Source organism: Micromonospora sp. WMMA1949, assembly GCF_027460145.1.
GTDB lineage: Bacteria > Actinomycetota > Actinomycetes > Mycobacteriales > Micromonosporaceae > Micromonospora.
This window is the reverse complement of sequence record NZ_JAPZBG010000001.1, coordinates 829,899-844,745: the sequence shown is the minus strand read 5'-3', so window position 1 is coordinate 844,745 and position 14,847 is coordinate 829,899. Positions and strand designations below refer to the sequence as shown.

At 69.8% G+C, this 14,847-nt stretch carries 9 protein-coding genes; 5 read left to right on the top strand and 4 right to left on the bottom strand.

Annotation, left to right across the window (positions count from 1 at the left end):
- The first annotated feature begins 64 nt into the window (after positions 1 to 64).
- The 4 genes from O7607_RS03655 (at position 65) to O7607_RS03640 (ending at position 5,228) form a co-directional block, all read left to right on the top strand.
- The gene (locus O7607_RS03655; RefSeq protein ID WP_269700978.1) at positions 65 to 1,204 is read left to right on the top strand and encodes an ABC transporter permease; all 1,140 of its coding nucleotides are present in this window, start codon (positions 65 to 67) and stop codon (positions 1,202 to 1,204) included.
- A complete protein-coding gene (locus O7607_RS03650) occupies positions 1,201 to 1,884 on the top strand; it encodes an ABC transporter ATP-binding protein (RefSeq protein WP_269700977.1) in 684 nt (227 codons plus the stop codon). Before O7607_RS03655 ends, O7607_RS03650 begins: the two co-directional genes overlap by 4 nt.
- Before the next feature lie 129 nt (positions 1,885 to 2,013).
- Positions 2,014 to 2,763, top strand: a complete 750-nt coding sequence (locus tag O7607_RS03645; RefSeq protein ID WP_269700976.1) for an ABC transporter ATP-binding protein — start codon at positions 2,014 to 2,016, stop codon at positions 2,761 to 2,763.
- On the top strand, positions 2,760 to 5,228 hold the full coding sequence (locus tag O7607_RS03640; RefSeq protein ID WP_269700975.1) for an ABC transporter permease: 2,469 nt from the start codon (positions 2,760 to 2,762) through the stop codon (positions 5,226 to 5,228). Before O7607_RS03645 ends, O7607_RS03640 begins: the two co-directional genes overlap by 4 nt.
- A gap of 51 nt (positions 5,229 to 5,279) precedes the next feature.
- Here O7607_RS03640 and O7607_RS03635 read toward each other — a convergent pair whose 3' ends face one another.
- Together O7607_RS03635 and O7607_RS03630 are read right to left on the bottom strand one after the other, a co-directional pair.
- Positions 5,280 to 6,374, bottom strand: a complete 1,095-nt coding sequence (locus tag O7607_RS03635) for a NaeI family type II restriction endonuclease (protein WP_269700974.1) — start codon at positions 6,372 to 6,374, stop codon at positions 5,280 to 5,282.
- A gap of 71 nt (positions 6,375 to 6,445) precedes the next feature.
- On the bottom strand, positions 6,446 to 7,552 hold the full coding sequence (locus tag O7607_RS03630) for a DNA cytosine methyltransferase (protein ID WP_269700973.1): 1,107 nt from the start codon (positions 7,550 to 7,552) through the stop codon (positions 6,446 to 6,448).
- Positions 7,553 to 7,848: 296 nt separating this feature from the next.
- Between O7607_RS03630 and O7607_RS03625 the strand changes: the two genes are divergently transcribed.
- Positions 7,849 to 9,699, top strand: a complete 1,851-nt coding sequence (locus tag O7607_RS03625) for an N-6 DNA methylase (protein ID WP_269700972.1) — start codon at positions 7,849 to 7,851, stop codon at positions 9,697 to 9,699.
- Positions 9,700 to 9,749: 50 nt separating this feature from the next.
- Here O7607_RS03625 and O7607_RS03620 read toward each other — a convergent pair whose 3' ends face one another.
- A complete protein-coding gene (locus O7607_RS03620) occupies positions 9,750 to 11,207 on the bottom strand; it encodes a serine/threonine-protein kinase (protein ID WP_269700971.1) in 1,458 nt (485 codons plus the stop codon).
- Positions 11,204 to 14,359, bottom strand: coding sequence for a protein kinase domain-containing protein (locus O7607_RS03615; RefSeq protein ID WP_269700970.1), 3,156 nt, complete (start codon positions 14,357 to 14,359; stop codon positions 11,204 to 11,206). The genes O7607_RS03620 and O7607_RS03615 overlap by 4 nt, the downstream gene beginning before the upstream one ends.
- Positions 14,360 to 14,847 lie beyond the last annotated feature (488 nt).

Genomic DNA, 14,847 nt, shown 5'->3' with positions numbered 1-14,847 from the left:
GGCGCCGCCTTTCGGCCCGCGAAGTGCCGCCCTGCGCCAGACGCGGGCACGGGCGCCGGCGGTGATGGTGGAGTCGTACCGCTTCCACCGCCGGAAAGGACAGGCCGAGGCCGTGTTCGTCGCCTGGAGAGACCTGAAGTTCGCCAAGGGGCGCTTCGCCCTGATGGGGACCGTCATCGTGTTGATCACCCTGCTGGTCGGGCTGCTGTCCGGGTTGACGGCCGGACTGGGCCAGCAGAACATCTCCGCCATCACCGGCCTGCCCGCCGACAGGATCGCCTTCCAGGCGCCCGGCGAGGGCCAGGACGTGTCGTACTCCAACTCCACGGTCACGGAGAAGCAGTGGCAGCAGTGGGCCGAGGCCCCCGGAGTCATCGGCGCCGAGCCACTGGGCATCACCACGACGCGGGCCACCGCCGGAAACAGGAGCGTCGGCGTCTCCGCCTTCGGCGTCCAGCCCGGCTCCCGCCTGGCTCCCGACAGCGGCCGGATCGACGACCGCTCGGCGGTGCTGTCCACCAAGGCCGCCGACGACCTCGGGGTGCAGGCCGGCGACTCCGTCACCCTCGCCGGGCAGCGACTGACAGTGGCGGCCGTACGGGGCGACGCCTCCTTCAGCCACACCCCCGTGGTGTGGATCAGCCTGGGCGTGTGGCAGAAGGGCGCGCCTCCGACCGGCACCGGTGACGGCAGCCGGACGGCCACCGTCGTCGCCCTGACCACCACCTCGGAGGCCGATCCGGGAGCCACCGACCGGCAGGCGGGCACCAGGACGGTCTCCGTCTCCGACTCGCTGTCCGCGATCGGTTCCTACACCTCCGAGAACGGCTCCCTGCAGCTGATGCGCGGCTTCCTGTTCGTTATCTCCGCCCTCGTCATCGGGGCCTTCTTCACCGTCTGGACCATCCAGCGCAGCGGCGACGTCGCAGTGCTCAAGGCACTCGGCGCCCCCACCGCCAACCTCCTCAAGGACGCCCTCGGACAGGCCGTCGTCCTGCTCGTCGGCGGCACCCTGCTCGGCACCGGCATCGCCGCCGCGCTCGGCGCCCTCGTCGCCGGGTCCGCCGTGCCGTTCCTCCTCACCCCGGTGACCGTCCTCCTTCCCGCGGCCGTGATCGTCGTCCTCGGCGCCCTCGGAGCCGCTCTGGCCATCCGCCGCATCACCTCCGTCGACCCGCTGACCGCCCTGGGGAGCGCCCGATGAGCCTGAACCTGACCGACATCACCCTCACCTACCCCGACGGCGAGGGCCGCCTGACCGCCCTCGACCGCGTCACCCTGGACGTACCCAAGGGCAGCCTGACCGCCGTGATCGGTCCCTCCGGCTCCGGCAAGTCGAGCCTCCTCGCGGTCGCCGCGACCCTCATCACGCCCGACTCCGGCACCGTCACCATCGACGGCACCCCCACCACCGGATTGATGCGGAGCGAACTCGCCGACCTGCGCCGCCACAAGATCGGCATCGTCTTCCAGCAGCCCAACCTGCTGCCCTCCCTCACCGCTGCCGAGCAGCTCCAGGTCATGGCCCAGATCGACGGCCGCCCGCCGGCCAGAGCCCGTACCCGCGCCGTGGAACTCCTCGACGCGGTCGGCCTCGCCGGCCAGGCCGACCGCCGGCCGCACCAGCTCTCCGGCGGCCAGCGTCAGCGCGTCAACATCGCCCGCGCCCTGATGAACGACCCCACCGTCCTGCTCGTCGACGAACCCACCAGCGCGCTCGACCACGAACGCGGCGCCGCCGTCATCGACCTGATCACCCGCCTCACCCACCAGCAGGCCACCGCCACCGTCCTGGTCACCCACGACCGCACCCACCTCACCGCCGTCGACCAGGTCGCCGAAGTCCACGACGGCCGACTCCACCTTCCGGCGCCGGCCCGCTGAGGTACGGGTCGTAGGTGGTGCCTGCTGTACCCGGACTGGGCAGCCCGCTGGATGGTCGCTGTTCCCCCAGCTCAATAGCGTTTCTGGTGCGCGCAGTTCCTGCCGATGACACGGAGAGAGGCCACCAGAATGGGACAGATCGTCGAGCCGGCGGTACGCGTCGAACAACTCACCCGCGTATACGGCACCGGCCGCAACCAGGTGACCGCGCTCGCGGGCGTCGACGTCAGCTTCGACAGGGGGACCTTCACCGCGGTGATGGGGCCCTCGGGTTCCGGCAAGAGCACGCTGTTGCAGATCGCGGCCGGGCTCGACCGCCCCACGAACGGCCGGGTGGTCCTCGGCGGCACCGACCTGTCCGGGCTGTCCGAGACGCGCCTGACCGAGCTGCGGCGTACCCGGATCGGGTTCGTCTTCCAGGCGTTCAACCTGATCGGCGCGCTCACCGTCGAGGAGAACATCGGACTTCCCCTGCGCCTGGCCGGCGTCCGCCCGGACCGGGCCTGGCTGGCCCACGTCGTCGAGCGGGTCGGCCTCGCCGGCCGGCTGCACCACCGGCCGGCGGCGCTGTCCGGCGGTCAGCAGCAGCGGGTGGCGATCGCCCGTGCGCTGGCCACCCGCCCCGAGGTGATCTTCTCGGACGAGCCCACCGGTGCCCTCGACTCGCGGACCGCGGCGGAGGTGCTCACTCTGTTGCGCGCGGTCGTGGACGAGCACGGGCAGACGGTGGTGATGGTGACCCACGATCCGATCGCCGCGTCGTACGCGGATCGGGTGCTCGTGCTGGCCGACGGTGCGATTGTCGCCGACCTCCCGCAGCTCGGCGCCGTCCGTATCGCCGAGCGCCTGGCTTCGCTGGACGGGCGGGTCCTCCGATGACCGGTCTCGCCGCCCGCCTGCTGCGGCACCGCACCGGTCCCGCCGCCGCGACCCTGGTGGCCCTGATCGTCGGCGTGCTGATCCTGGTGGCGATGGGCACGCTCGTCGAGTCCGGACTGCGGTTCCGCCCGGAGCCGCGGCTGTGGGCGAGCGCCGACGTGGTCGTCGCCAACCGCACGATCAGCCACACGTTCCGGGAGTTCGACGGCGACACCACCACGAGCACTGTGGCGCTGCCCGAGGGCGGCACTGTGGACGCCGGCCTGGTGGACCGGATCCGCCGGGTGCCGGGTGTCACGGCGGTCACCGGCGACGACCGGGTGCTGATCGGCTCACCCGCCGCCGTGGGACACGGCTGGGACACGTACGTCTTCACCGGTCGTCCCCTCGCCGCCGGCGCCGCACCGCAGGCCGACGACGAGGTGGTGGTCGACACCCGGCTCGGCGTGGCGCCCGGCGGCCGCATCGACCTGGTCGTCGGTGGGGTCGGCCGGTCGTACCGGGTGAGCGGGACCACCGAGACCGGCTCGGCGGCGGTGTTCTTCACCGACGCGCAGGCCGCCCGCCTGTCCGCGCACCCGGGCCGGGTGGACGCGATCGGCGTACGGATGGCACCTGGCGTCGACGTCGGCGCGGTGCGCGAGATCGCGTCGGCGGCCGGCGCCACGGCGTACGCCGGGAAGGACCGCGGAAACGCCGAGCAGTCGGACCACCTGGCCGCCCAGAGCCTGCTGGTCGGGGCCGGGGCAGCCTTCGGCGGGTACGTCGTCCTGCTGATCGTGTTCGTGGTGGCCGGCACCATCGGGCTGTCCGTCCGGCACCGCCGCCGTGACCTGGCGTTGCTGCGCGCGGTCGCCGCCACGCCGGGGCAGGTGCGCCGCATGCTGGTCGCCGAGGCCGCGCTGCTCGCCCTGGCCGGCTCCGCGATCGGCGGCCCGGCCGGTCTGCTGGCGGCCCGCTGGGTGCACGGCGAGCTGGTCGGGCGGGGGTTCGTGCCGGCCGGCTTCCCGATGGCGGGCGGGCTGTTCGCGGTGCCGGCCGCCATCGGTACGGCGCTCCTCGTCGCGGTGGTCGCCGCGCTGATCGCCGCACGCCGGGTCACCGCCATCAAGCCGATCGAGGCGCTCGGCGAGATCGCCGTCGAACCTCGCCGCGGCGGCCCGGTACGGCCGATCGCCGGCCTGCTGACGCTGATGGCGGCCGGCAGCGCCGGGGCGTTCACGCTCGGCGCCGGGTCGGCCGGGGCGTTGGCCGGCGCGGTCGGCATGCTCTACCTGTTCGTCATCGCGGTGGCACTGCTCGCACCCACCATCAACGCGTACGCGGCACGCCTGCTCACCCCGGTGCTGCCGCGGATCTGGCGGACCGGCGGCTACCTGGCCGGGGCCAACCTGCGGGCCAACGCGCAGGGCATGGCGACCGTCCTGACCGCCCTCGTGCTGTCCGTGGGATTCGGCGGCTCGGTCTGGTTCCTGCAGGACAACCTGGAGCGGCAGACCGCCACGCAGAGCAGCGCCGGAACCCTCGCCGAGCGGGTGGTCGTCGCTCCGGGCGGACTTTCGGGGGGCGCGGCGCGGGAGATCCGCGAGCTGGCCGGGGTGCAGGCGGCCACCGGGGTACGCCGTACCCAGGTCGTGGTGCGGGCGCTCGGCGGCATCGAGCCGGTCGGCGCGCAGTCGGTCGACCCGGCGGACGTCACGTCGACGATGGACCTCGCCGTGCGCAAGGGCACCCTGGCCGACCTGGGCGCCGGTACCGTCGCCCTGTCCACGATGCAGGCGTCCTCGTCCGGCTGGGACGTCGGCGACAAGGCAAAACTCTGGCTGGGCGACGGCACCCCGGTCACGTTGAAGGTCATCGCCATCTACGACCGTGGCCTCGGCTTCGGCGACGTCACAGTGGCCGCCGAGACGGTCGCCGGGCACACGGCGGCAAGCACCGTCGACGAGGTGCTGGTCCGCGGCGGCCCGGACGCCGGCACCGCGCTGGCCACGTGGGCTGCGGCACGGCCCGGCACCGAGATTCTCGACGCCGCGACCCGTACGCGCCTGCTCGGCACCGATCTGGCGCTCGGTGCCTGGCTGAACCGGCTGCTGATCGGCGTGATGGTCGGGTACGCGGCGCTGGCGGCAGCCACCACGATGGTGATGGCGGCACTGGCCCGCCGCCGCGAGCTGGCGTTGCTGCAGTTGGTCGGGGTCACCCGCCGTCAGATCCGGGGGATGGTCCAGGCCGAACAGGCCGGGCTGCTCGGCACCGCGGTGCTGATCGGCGCGACGATCGCGGTGCTGACCCTGAGCGCGATCGTCAACGGACTGACCGGCAGCCCGATCCCGTACGTGCCGCCGCTCGGGTGGGCGGCGGTGCTCGGCGGTACGACGCTGCTGGCGTTGGTGAGCACGGTGTGGCCGGTCCGGCGGCTGCTCGGCGCTTCGCCGATCGACAACATCGGCCTAAAGGAGTAGGCGAGGTGTCACTGCCATTGGCCTCTGACGGCCTGTGTCACCAGGGAGAGCTCATCCGTCGGCGCCCCCCTGGCTGGGCAGCACAGGAGCCGGCACGATCGGGTCCTTCGGCCGCGCGCGGCGCCACAGTGAGCCCTCGATCTCGGTGTGTGGTTCCTCGTCGCCGGGCTGCCAGGGGTGTAGTCGGGTGCTGACGAACCTGCCCAGCGTGGGCACCGGGAGGTGGAGTTGCGCAGCCATCCGTGGGTGCGGCTGATAGTGACCGAATATCACGATGCCTTCGGGCCGGAGTATGCGGCGGGCATCTCGGACTCGCTTGGCGCTGTCGACCTGCTGCGCGGCGGTGAGTACCGTCGCTCGGTTGATCAGCTCACCGGTCATTTCTCTGAAGAGGTTCGTGACCGCCGTCTGACCATGTGTGGCGTAGGCGATGAGTTCGAGCTTCCTCGGATCGGTGATGTGCAGCAGGGTGTTCTTGACCAGATCCGCGCCGGCGTGGATCCAGAGGATGCGGTCTCGGCCTCGAACGTTCAATCGGCGCTTGCCGTCGCGCTGCCTGCCCAGCGGTCGAAGCACATCCTCACTGATGCGGATCAGGCCTGACGCCCAGCGGGCGGTGTACTCGTTGGCCCAGACCAGTAGCGCGACTTTGTCCCCCCGGCTGTACATCTCCGGAGGGATCTCCCAGTCGTACAGGTTCAGTGACCACTTGCAGTCCACCTCGACGCCGGCGATCCGGTAGTCGAGGTCCTGCCCGTCGTCGAACCGGAACTCTCGCTGCAGCCAGATCTCGACGAGAGTGCCGACGTGCGTCTTCTCCGTCTTCAGGAGTTGCGTGTAGTCCCACCGTCCGGTTCGCTGGCCGTCGTAGATCTGGTCGAGCGCCTCCCGGATGGCATAGCCCGTGCGGACGCCGTCGGGGTCGATCGATCGGAGCACCGACTGGACCGCCCAGATGTCAGGGTCCTCGGCCGGCGAGGGGGGTCGGGCGTCGGTGCGGAACGACGACGGTCCGGTCGTCATCCGTGGCCTGCCCGAGGTCAAGGGTCGGATCGGCAGGACCCTGGAGCGCTGAACCTGCAGTGTGCGCGGAAGTGCTGCCCATACTTCATCGTCTTCGAACAGCTCGCCCTGGACGATCGACACATGGGCAGGGTGTCAGAGCGGTGAACAGCCGGTCAAACACCCGGTGCCGAAGCGGCTGGCGGAGTCTCCGGTCAATTGAGGTAGTCCTTGAGGTGTCGCGCGATGGCCGCGGCCAGACCGGACGGGACGGCGTTACCGATCTGCTTGGCGATCTCCGTCTTGGATCCACACCACTTGTAGTCCTTCGGGAAGTCCTGCAGCAGCGAGGCCTCGTAGTGGGTGATGACCCGGTTCACGCGTCTATCCGGGCTGGTCCGCTCCCATTGCGGGTGCAGATACTGGCCCTTCTCCGGCTTGAAGAACTCGGTACGGATGGTCAGCGACGGCGCGTCCCACCGCATCCGGCCCATCACGTCGGTCGTGCCGGTCTTCTTCTCCCGCCAGCACCGTGACAGCAGATGATCGGGCAGGTCGAACCGGCCGCCGCCGGGGGGGATGTGGTCGTAGCGCGCGAGCGACATCGGCGTCGGCTGGCGTCCGAAGTGGATGTCGTATCCGGAGAAGTCGCCTCGGATGGTCTGCCCGAAGAATGTCGTATCCCGCGCCGGAAGCTCGGTGGTCGTCACATGCTCATCGACCCATCCGATGGCGTCACGTACCGTCCGCCACGGCCTCAGTTCTCCGGAGGGGGTCTTCGCATGCGTCGCGGCGGGTAGTGGGATCTTGCCGATCCGGGATCCGATCACGATCGTTCTGGGCCGGCGTTGCGAGACGCCGTAGTCGGCCGCCAGTAGGACACCCGCGGTGAGTACGTAGCCCTTGAGGATGCCGTGGTCGGCCTCTTCCATCAACAGCTGGAACTCGTTCGTGCGTGAGAACCGTTCGACGTTCTCGATCACGAAGACCTGCGGGTTGGCCTTGACGACGAAGCGTAGATACTGCTTCCACAGCTTGTTACGGGGGTCCTCCACCGACTTGGTGCCGAGGTTGGAGAAGCCCTGGCAGGGGGGCCCGCCAATGATGACGTCGGCGTCGGGGATCTCGTCGTCCGTGATCTTCTCGATGTCCTCCCACCGGGTGTGTCCCTCACCGAAGTTCGCGGCATAGGTGGAGGCCGCCGCACGATCCCACTCCACCGAGAGAATCGGACGGAAGCCCTCGTTGTGGAAGCCGACGGTCATTCCGCCGCACCCGGCGAAGAGGTCGATCAAGCTCAAGCGATCACTCACGTGCGACATGATAGTTGTCGTCACGTCTGTGACATGCGAGCCGCGCTGGTGAGGTAGAACGCATGTCCGAAGGCTCGTGGGCGTCATCGATCGGCGTCCGTGGACCTGTGCGGGCCGACGCAGGTCGCGACACCGGCCCCGAGCCGGCATTGCGGTGTGTCGGGCAGGCATCGGGCGCTCGGCACGTCTTGTGGCTCCAGCGACCATGTTCACCGCTGGTGAGTCGATGCAACGTGGGAAATAGCCTCGATCTGCGACATCTGTGTAAACAGTCGAGTGCCTTGAGGGCCATGTAAACTCCTGGCGTGCATCGAAGAGCGAGGGTCACCGCAGCGGACATCGCGCGGCTCGCCGGCGTGGGGCGGGCGGCGGTCAGCAACTGGCGCAAGCGGTACGACGACTTTCCCGCACCGGTGGGTGGGACCACTGCGTCCCCACTGTTCGACCTCGAAGAGGTCGAACAGTGGCTCGCCGACCAGGGCAAGGCACCCTCGGTCGCCGACGAGGACCGGTTGTGGCGCAACCTGCTGGCCGCCTCCGGCGAACCCGCCGAGGCACTGGCCGCAGCAGGTGAGCACCTGCTCGGCCAGCGGGCCTTGCCGTTCGACCTCCTGCGACCCGAGCTCGACGACCTCGTCGAGGTTCGCGGACCCGTCGCGACGTTCGACGAGTTGTGGCGTCGCTACGCCGCCCTGCCCGCACAACGTTCCGTGATCACTCCTGACGATCTCGCCGATCTGATGGTCGAGCTGGCCGGCGCCGCCGGTGCGTCCGTCCTCGATCCGGCCTGCGGCGCTGGGGGAGTGCTGCGTGCCGCAGCCCGGGCGGGAGCCGCGAACCTGTACGGACAGGACGACGACCCCAGACTGACGCGGCTCGCCGACCTGTGGCTTGCAATCAACGGCATAGATGGCCAGGTGCGCACGGGTGATTCCCTGCGTACGGACGCCTTCCCCGACGCCGCCGTGGACGCCGTCGTGTCGAACCTGCCGTTCGGGCAGACCAACTGGGGACACGAGGAACTGAGCAACGCTCCGTGGGAGTTCGGGCCGCCGCCGCGCACCGAACCGGAATTGGCCTGGGCGCAGCACGCGATCGCTCATCTGAGACCCGGCGGACGCGCTGTCCTGCTCATGCCGCCGTCGGTCGCGGCGCGTCGCGCCGGCCGTCGTATCCGGGCGAACATGTTGCGCCGCGGGGCTCTGCGTGCGGTGGTCGCGCTGCCGCCCGGTGCCGCCCCACCGCACGCGGTGCCGCTGCACCTGTGGGTCCTGCAGAAGGCGAGCCGCGGCGCCACGGAGGTATTGCTGCTCGACACCACCGAATGCGATCTCGAGGCGGCCTATCGGAGTGTCGCTGACCTCGTCGCGGCGTTCCTGGGTTCCGGAGACCACACGGATCTCGTCGAAGCGCACACGGTTCCCGTGCTGGACCTGCTCGACGAGGAGGTCGACCTGTCACCCGGACGGCATCACCTCGCCGACGCCGATGTCACCGACGCGGGACCGCGACTGATCGATGCCGGTCGCCGCCTGGCGGAGTCGGCCGCCCGGATGCCCGGACTGCTCCCCGGTCTGGAGAACGGCTCCGGAGAGACCGTCGTCTCATCGATCACGGTAGGCGACCTGCTCCGAAGCGGATCGCTGCAGATCCTTGGACCCGTTCGTGGTGGGGAAGGGGAGAAGGTAGGGGGACTGACCCTCACGGTCCACGACGTGACGGACGGTCGGCCCGCCTCGGGAACGGCCGACGATCGCCTCAACCCGCGGATCGCCCTGCAGCCGGGGGACGTAGTGGTGTCCGTCAGCGAACGACGAATCGTTGCCCGGGTGAACACCGAGTCGGATCTGCTGCTCGGCAGGCACCTCTGGCTGCTACGACCGGACCCACAGCTACTGGATTCCTGGTTCCTCGTAGGCAATCTGTGCACCACGGTGAACCAGAGACTGGCCGCCGGCCTACTGGGTACGTCGCGCTTCGACGTGCGTCGGGTGCAACTGCCGAGGACGGCGGTGATCGAGCAGCGGCGACAGGGCGAAGTCTTCCGGCGGCTGCACGAGTTGACCGAGACGATCCGTGACGCGGCGGCGCTGGGCGCAGACATCACACGGCTCACAGCGGACGCCCTCGCCTCGGGTAGGCTCCGGCCGCTCTGAGTGGGCCGTACCTCCCGCCCTCGCCTCGCAGCGTCTCCGCCTCGGTACCGTCAGTCGCTCGCGCCACGCCCGGGCGGCGGGCGCCGGGGCGCACGTACGAGCATCAAGGCGTCGACGGCGGCCTCGATCTCCTTGTGGTCGACGTGTGCCACATCGCGAAGGTCCGCGAGCAGCTCCGTCAGGATCGCTTCGGCCGCGGCCCGATCCCCCGCGCCCGCCTGCGTCATCGCGAGCTCGCGGGTGGCGGTCGCCCGTTCGGTACGCGTCGACATCCGCCCTCCGAGGTCTCTCGAGATCGCGACGTACATGTCGGCGGCCGTCGTGACGTCACCGGCGCGTGCGTGGAGCCGAGCCAGTGCCAGACGTAGTGAGACGACGGCGGGGTGATCCACAGACAGTCGACCGGTCATGGCGGTGAGCGCGTCGGCGCAGGCACGCAGGGCGTCATCCATCTCACCGGCCTCGATGAGCAGGATCGCGAGATCACGGCGGATGTCGATGAGGGCGTCTCTCGGGACGTCCGGATCGTCGAGTACGGTGCGCAGCAGATCGGCCGCTCGGGCGGGACGGCCCTGCTCGGCGTGTTCCGCCGCCGCGGCGCGTATGTGTCGAACCCTCGTCGGGGTCCAGTCGGTGGATGCGACTCGGGTCGACGGGGTGGACCGGGTCAAGCAACCGGTGGCTTCGACGTAGCCCGCGGGCGTCGTTGCCGCGACGAAGCCCGGTAGGGGCGACGGGCGGCGTAGCAGGGGGGTCAGACGAGCGAGGACATCGGTTGCGCCTCTGGGTCGCCGCTGAGGAAGGTCGTGAGTGAGTTCGGCGGCCAGTTCCCGGAGGGGACCGTCCGTGGAGCCGTCCTCGAGCAGTTCCTCGAGGATACGGCCGAGGGCGTAGAGGTCCGTGCGCGGTGACGCCACGCCCAAGTCGCATTCGGGTGCCCGATAGCGCCAGTCCCCCGTGACGACTCCGGGCGGAGTCAGGTGAGTCGAGCTGCTGTCGACGACGATTGCCAACCCGAAGTCCACGACCTTCACCGTGCCGTCGGCGCACAGCAGCACGTTGTCCGGCTTCAGGTCGCGGTGCACGAGCGACAGCTCGTGCGCCCGGGCCAGCACGGCAGAGATCTGTGCGACGACGTACAACGTCCACTCGCGCGGGACTGGCTGCACCTCGTCGATCAGATTGCGCAGCGTCGCGCCGTCCACCCACTCCATGACGAGGAACGGCCGGCCGTCGTCGTCCCCTGTGTCGAAAACCGCGGGCGTTCCGGGATGCCGCATCCTGGCCAACAGCCGTGCCTCGCGGCGGAAGCGGCGTACGAGTTCGGTGCGCTGATCGTCGTCGGTCAGGTCGTCGCGCATGAGCTTGACCGCGACCTCGCGATCGAGGGACAGGTCGTAGGCGGGGTAGAGTTCGCCCATGCTGCCCCGCACCGGTGGGCCCGACAGCTCGTAGCGCTGCGCGATCGTCCGGGAGGGTGTCCTCGCACCGCGGGCGGTGACGCTCATGCGCCGGTGGCCTGATGATGGGTGAGGAAGGGGCTGGGGATGCCGTGCCACGAGATCACCAGATCGTCACGAGCGCGGGTGGCGGCCACGAAGAGCAGTGAACGGTAACGCTGCCGTTCCCGCCGGTAGCGGGTGGGGTCGGACTCCCGGAAGCCGTTGATGCGCTGATGCGGGACAAGGCCCTCACGGACACCCGCGATGATCATCCGGCGATACTCCAGGCCTTTGAACCGGTGCATGGTGCCCAGGTGCACGCCACCGGGGCGGTGCGGGCCGTCCGGGCCGACCTCGACGACGTCGACACCGTCGGTGGTCAGGCGAGCGGCCAGATCGACCGCCAGGTCGTGCGTGGGTACGCAGATCGCGACGGAACCGTCTGACTCGTCGCCCCATGCCCTGAGCTGTCGCCGAACGAGGTCCATCTCCTGCGTCCAGTCGCCGGCACGACGCAGCGTCGGATGTCCCCCACTGAGCAGGGACCGGTACCCCTCGAGCGTGTCGGTCGAGCCGTTCATGTCGTCATATCGCTCGCCGCTCATCAGCTCGAGAGCGGTGGCGAGGATCTGGCGAGTCGTGCGGTAGTTGAGGGTGAGCCGGTGCGAGCGGCCGCGGATGTCGATTCCCAACCGCGAAAGACTCACGCGGTTGTCGTAGATGCGTTGGTGGGTGTCACCCACGACGAACAGGTCGTCGGGTCCGGCCGGTACCAGGGACCGCAGCAGACGCCAGTGCGCGGTGCTGAGGTCTTGGGCCTCGTCGACGACGACGTGACGGTAGCGGGCGGTCGCGCCGTGGCGTCGCAGGCGTGCCTCTTCGGCCCGTGCGGCGTGGACGGCGATCTGGGCATGGGTCCAGACACCCTGTTCGGCGGTCCACTGCTCGAAACGTCGACACAGCTCCCAGATCCTGGCCCGGTCCGGACGGCTCAGCGGGCGCCCGCGCCCCGGCCGGCGTGCGACGGCGTACTCGTCTCCGCTTTCGAGCATCTGCCCGAGCACCACCTGGGTCCACTCGGCGGAGAGGAACTCCGGCGCCCATCCCGGATCCTCTCGCCCGAGGAAGGCCCGCCAGTAGTCGATGATGCGGTGCTCGTCGACGAGAGTGCGACCGGCGTCGGCCGGCGAATCGGTCGCGATCCGTCTCGTGAGTCGGTCAATGTTGATCACGTCGACGTGCTGCAGCGCCTCCACACCGGCGAGCGACGCGAGACGGTTGCGGAGATCGCCGGCGAGGTTTCGGCTGAACGTGGTGAGCAGGATTCGGGCGCCGGGTTCGAGGCCGGAGGCCAGGTGCGCCACGCGGTGCAGAGCCACGATGGTCTTGCCTGTGCCGGGCCCACCGCTGACGCGGGTGGGGCCGCTGGTCGCCCGCTCGACCAGCCTGCGTTGGGTCGGATGCAGGAACACCTGCCAGGACTCGAACGACTCCGACAGAACGACCTGCAATGCCTTGTCGTCGGAGGTGACCTGCGTCGCGGGACGCACCAGTGCGGCGGCGAGGTCGTCGGGGTCGACCTGTTCGGTGACGCGCACAGGTTCGGTGATCAACCGGCGCACGTCCTCGACCGGCGTGCCGTCGTAGAGCGAGAGAAGCACGTCCGCAGTCAGTTGAGGTGCGATCTCGACGAGTTCGAGCAGTTCGTCCTCGGTGCGCAGGGCGCGGATGCGTGGCAGCAGCGGTTCGGCGACGCCGAGTTCCAGCAGGACGGTATCCGGATGGCGGGCGAACAGAGGCGGCACCTCGGGGGGCAGAACGCCGACGAGCACGGTGTCGGGCACGGGTTCGAGGTCGACCACCTCCAGCGCCCCGGTGACCCGGTTGACGCGGTAGGCGTAACGGTCCAGCCCTTCGTAGACCTCGCCGCGGTGTTTGACGTCGACCAACAGATATTCGCGTTCGGTGATGTGCAGCAGGATCGCGCGCAGATCGGCGTTGACCCGCGCCGACCACAACCGGTCGCCGCCCTTGAGCTGCTTGAGCCGTAGTCCCGGATTGTCAGGGTTGGACCGGAACTTGTGCTGGAACTCGTAGACCGCGCCGACGTCGGCCCGGGAGAGTTTGAGGATCTCCTTCTCGGCGCTCTGCAGTACGCGCAGTCGTCCCCCTCCGGTCATGGGCTGCTCCTTCGACGGCATGGGCGGTACGGGGTGCCCGACCGTGCGAGATGCTCGGACGGGTCTGCCGGTGGTGACCAGTTCGGTGGGACCGTCCGGCCACGGGTCGGTGTCATCGACGTCAGCGACGGACCGAAGCGGTTCGGGAAGCGGCTCGGGCGGGGTGTGGTCGAGCAGGCGACGACGTACGGCGACGAATCCGCCCGGCTGAGCCTCGACGATGCGGGAGAACTCCGTGATGAGGTCGGCGACGGTGGGGCGGCAGTCGGGACGATGCGCCAACATGGCGGTCAGCAGCGGACGGAGGTCACGGGGCACCCCGTTCAGGTCCGGCGCGTGTTCGGGGTCGGTGATCCATCCGGCGAGCACGATGGGTGTGGCCTGCGGGTACGGGTGATGTCGGGTGCACGCGTACAGCAGGGTGGCGCCGAGGGCGTAGACATCGACGGCTTCGGTCAACTCGGTCCCTCCGGCCGCCTGTTCCGGAGCCATGTAGGCGACGGTGCCGACCACGTGGCCGAGCTGCGTCAGACGATCGCGGTGTTCGCGCAGGACGGCGAGGCCGAGGTCGATGATCCGAGGGCTGTCCGAGCCCAGCATGACGTTGCTCGGTTTGAGGTCACGATGCAGCAGTCCGGCACTGTGGATCGTCTCCAGGCCCTCGGCCAGCATCGCGCCGAGGGCGGCCGTTGTGGCGCCGTCGAGGACCCCGTTGTCGGTGACGTATCGGCGCAGGGTCGAGCCGTCGACGTACTCGACCGCCAGCCACGGGTCGTCCCGGTTCAGCTCGCAACCACGGTAGTGCGCGACGCGTAGGCCCTGGGCGCGGCGTAGGTGTGAGATCTCGGCGCGGAAGCGGCGTAGAACGGTGTCGTCGTCGAGCAGGTGCGGCTGGATGACTTTGACGGCGACCAGCTCAGCGGTGCGCGAGCGGCCCAGATACACCTTTCCCATGCCGCCGGCGCCCAGTTCGGCGAGGATCTCGTATCGGCGGTTGCGGCCGATCCAGCGCGGATCCCGCGTCGTCAGCGCTCGCACTCGGTTCCTCGCCCCCCGGTCGACCATCCCTCTCACCGGGCATTCACGACTTCGCCGCACGGTGAGGTGTCCGCCGTGCAGTCTCCCGTATCCGTCTTCCACGGCGACATCGCCCCGCGACGGTCGGTTGCAGCGTGTGCCCCGAGGGGGTCGGTTTCCCGGTCCTTCGAGCCGGTCGTCGCGGTGAGACGATATCGAGCCCTCGCCCTCGCCCTCGCCCGGTGGGGCATGGTGTCGCGCTCCTCGTGAACCATCCCCGACACCTTACTGGTGTTTACATCATCGAGCCAAAATATGTCTGTTGACTTCGTTCACAGGTCCGCTTAGTGTGGCGGCCATGCCGGGACGGAGGACGAGCCCGCCGAGCGTTCGAGCTGCCGGCGGCACACGCGCTGGAACTCACCGGTCGGTGGAGCCGAGTGTGCCCGTCCGAAGGACGGCGGGGCCGGTCTGACGGCGAGGTGGGCGGCCGAATCAGAATGTGCACC

Coding starts and splice junctions, on each gene's coding strand:
- O7607_RS03620 (WP_269700971.1), bottom strand. CDS start 11,207: ATGAGCGTCACCGCCCGCGGTGCGAGGACACCCTCCCGGACGATCGCG.
- O7607_RS03655 (WP_269700978.1), top strand. CDS start 65: ATGGTGGAGTCGTACCGCTTCCACCGCCGGAAAGGACAGGCCGAGGCC.
- O7607_RS03650 (WP_269700977.1), top strand. CDS start 1,201: ATGAGCCTGAACCTGACCGACATCACCCTCACCTACCCCGACGGCGAG.
- O7607_RS03645 (WP_269700976.1), top strand. CDS start 2,014: ATGGGACAGATCGTCGAGCCGGCGGTACGCGTCGAACAACTCACCCGC.
- O7607_RS03640 (WP_269700975.1), top strand. CDS start 2,760: ATGACCGGTCTCGCCGCCCGCCTGCTGCGGCACCGCACCGGTCCCGCC.
- O7607_RS03630 (WP_269700973.1), bottom strand. CDS start 7,552: ATGTCGCACGTGAGTGATCGCTTGAGCTTGATCGACCTCTTCGCCGGG.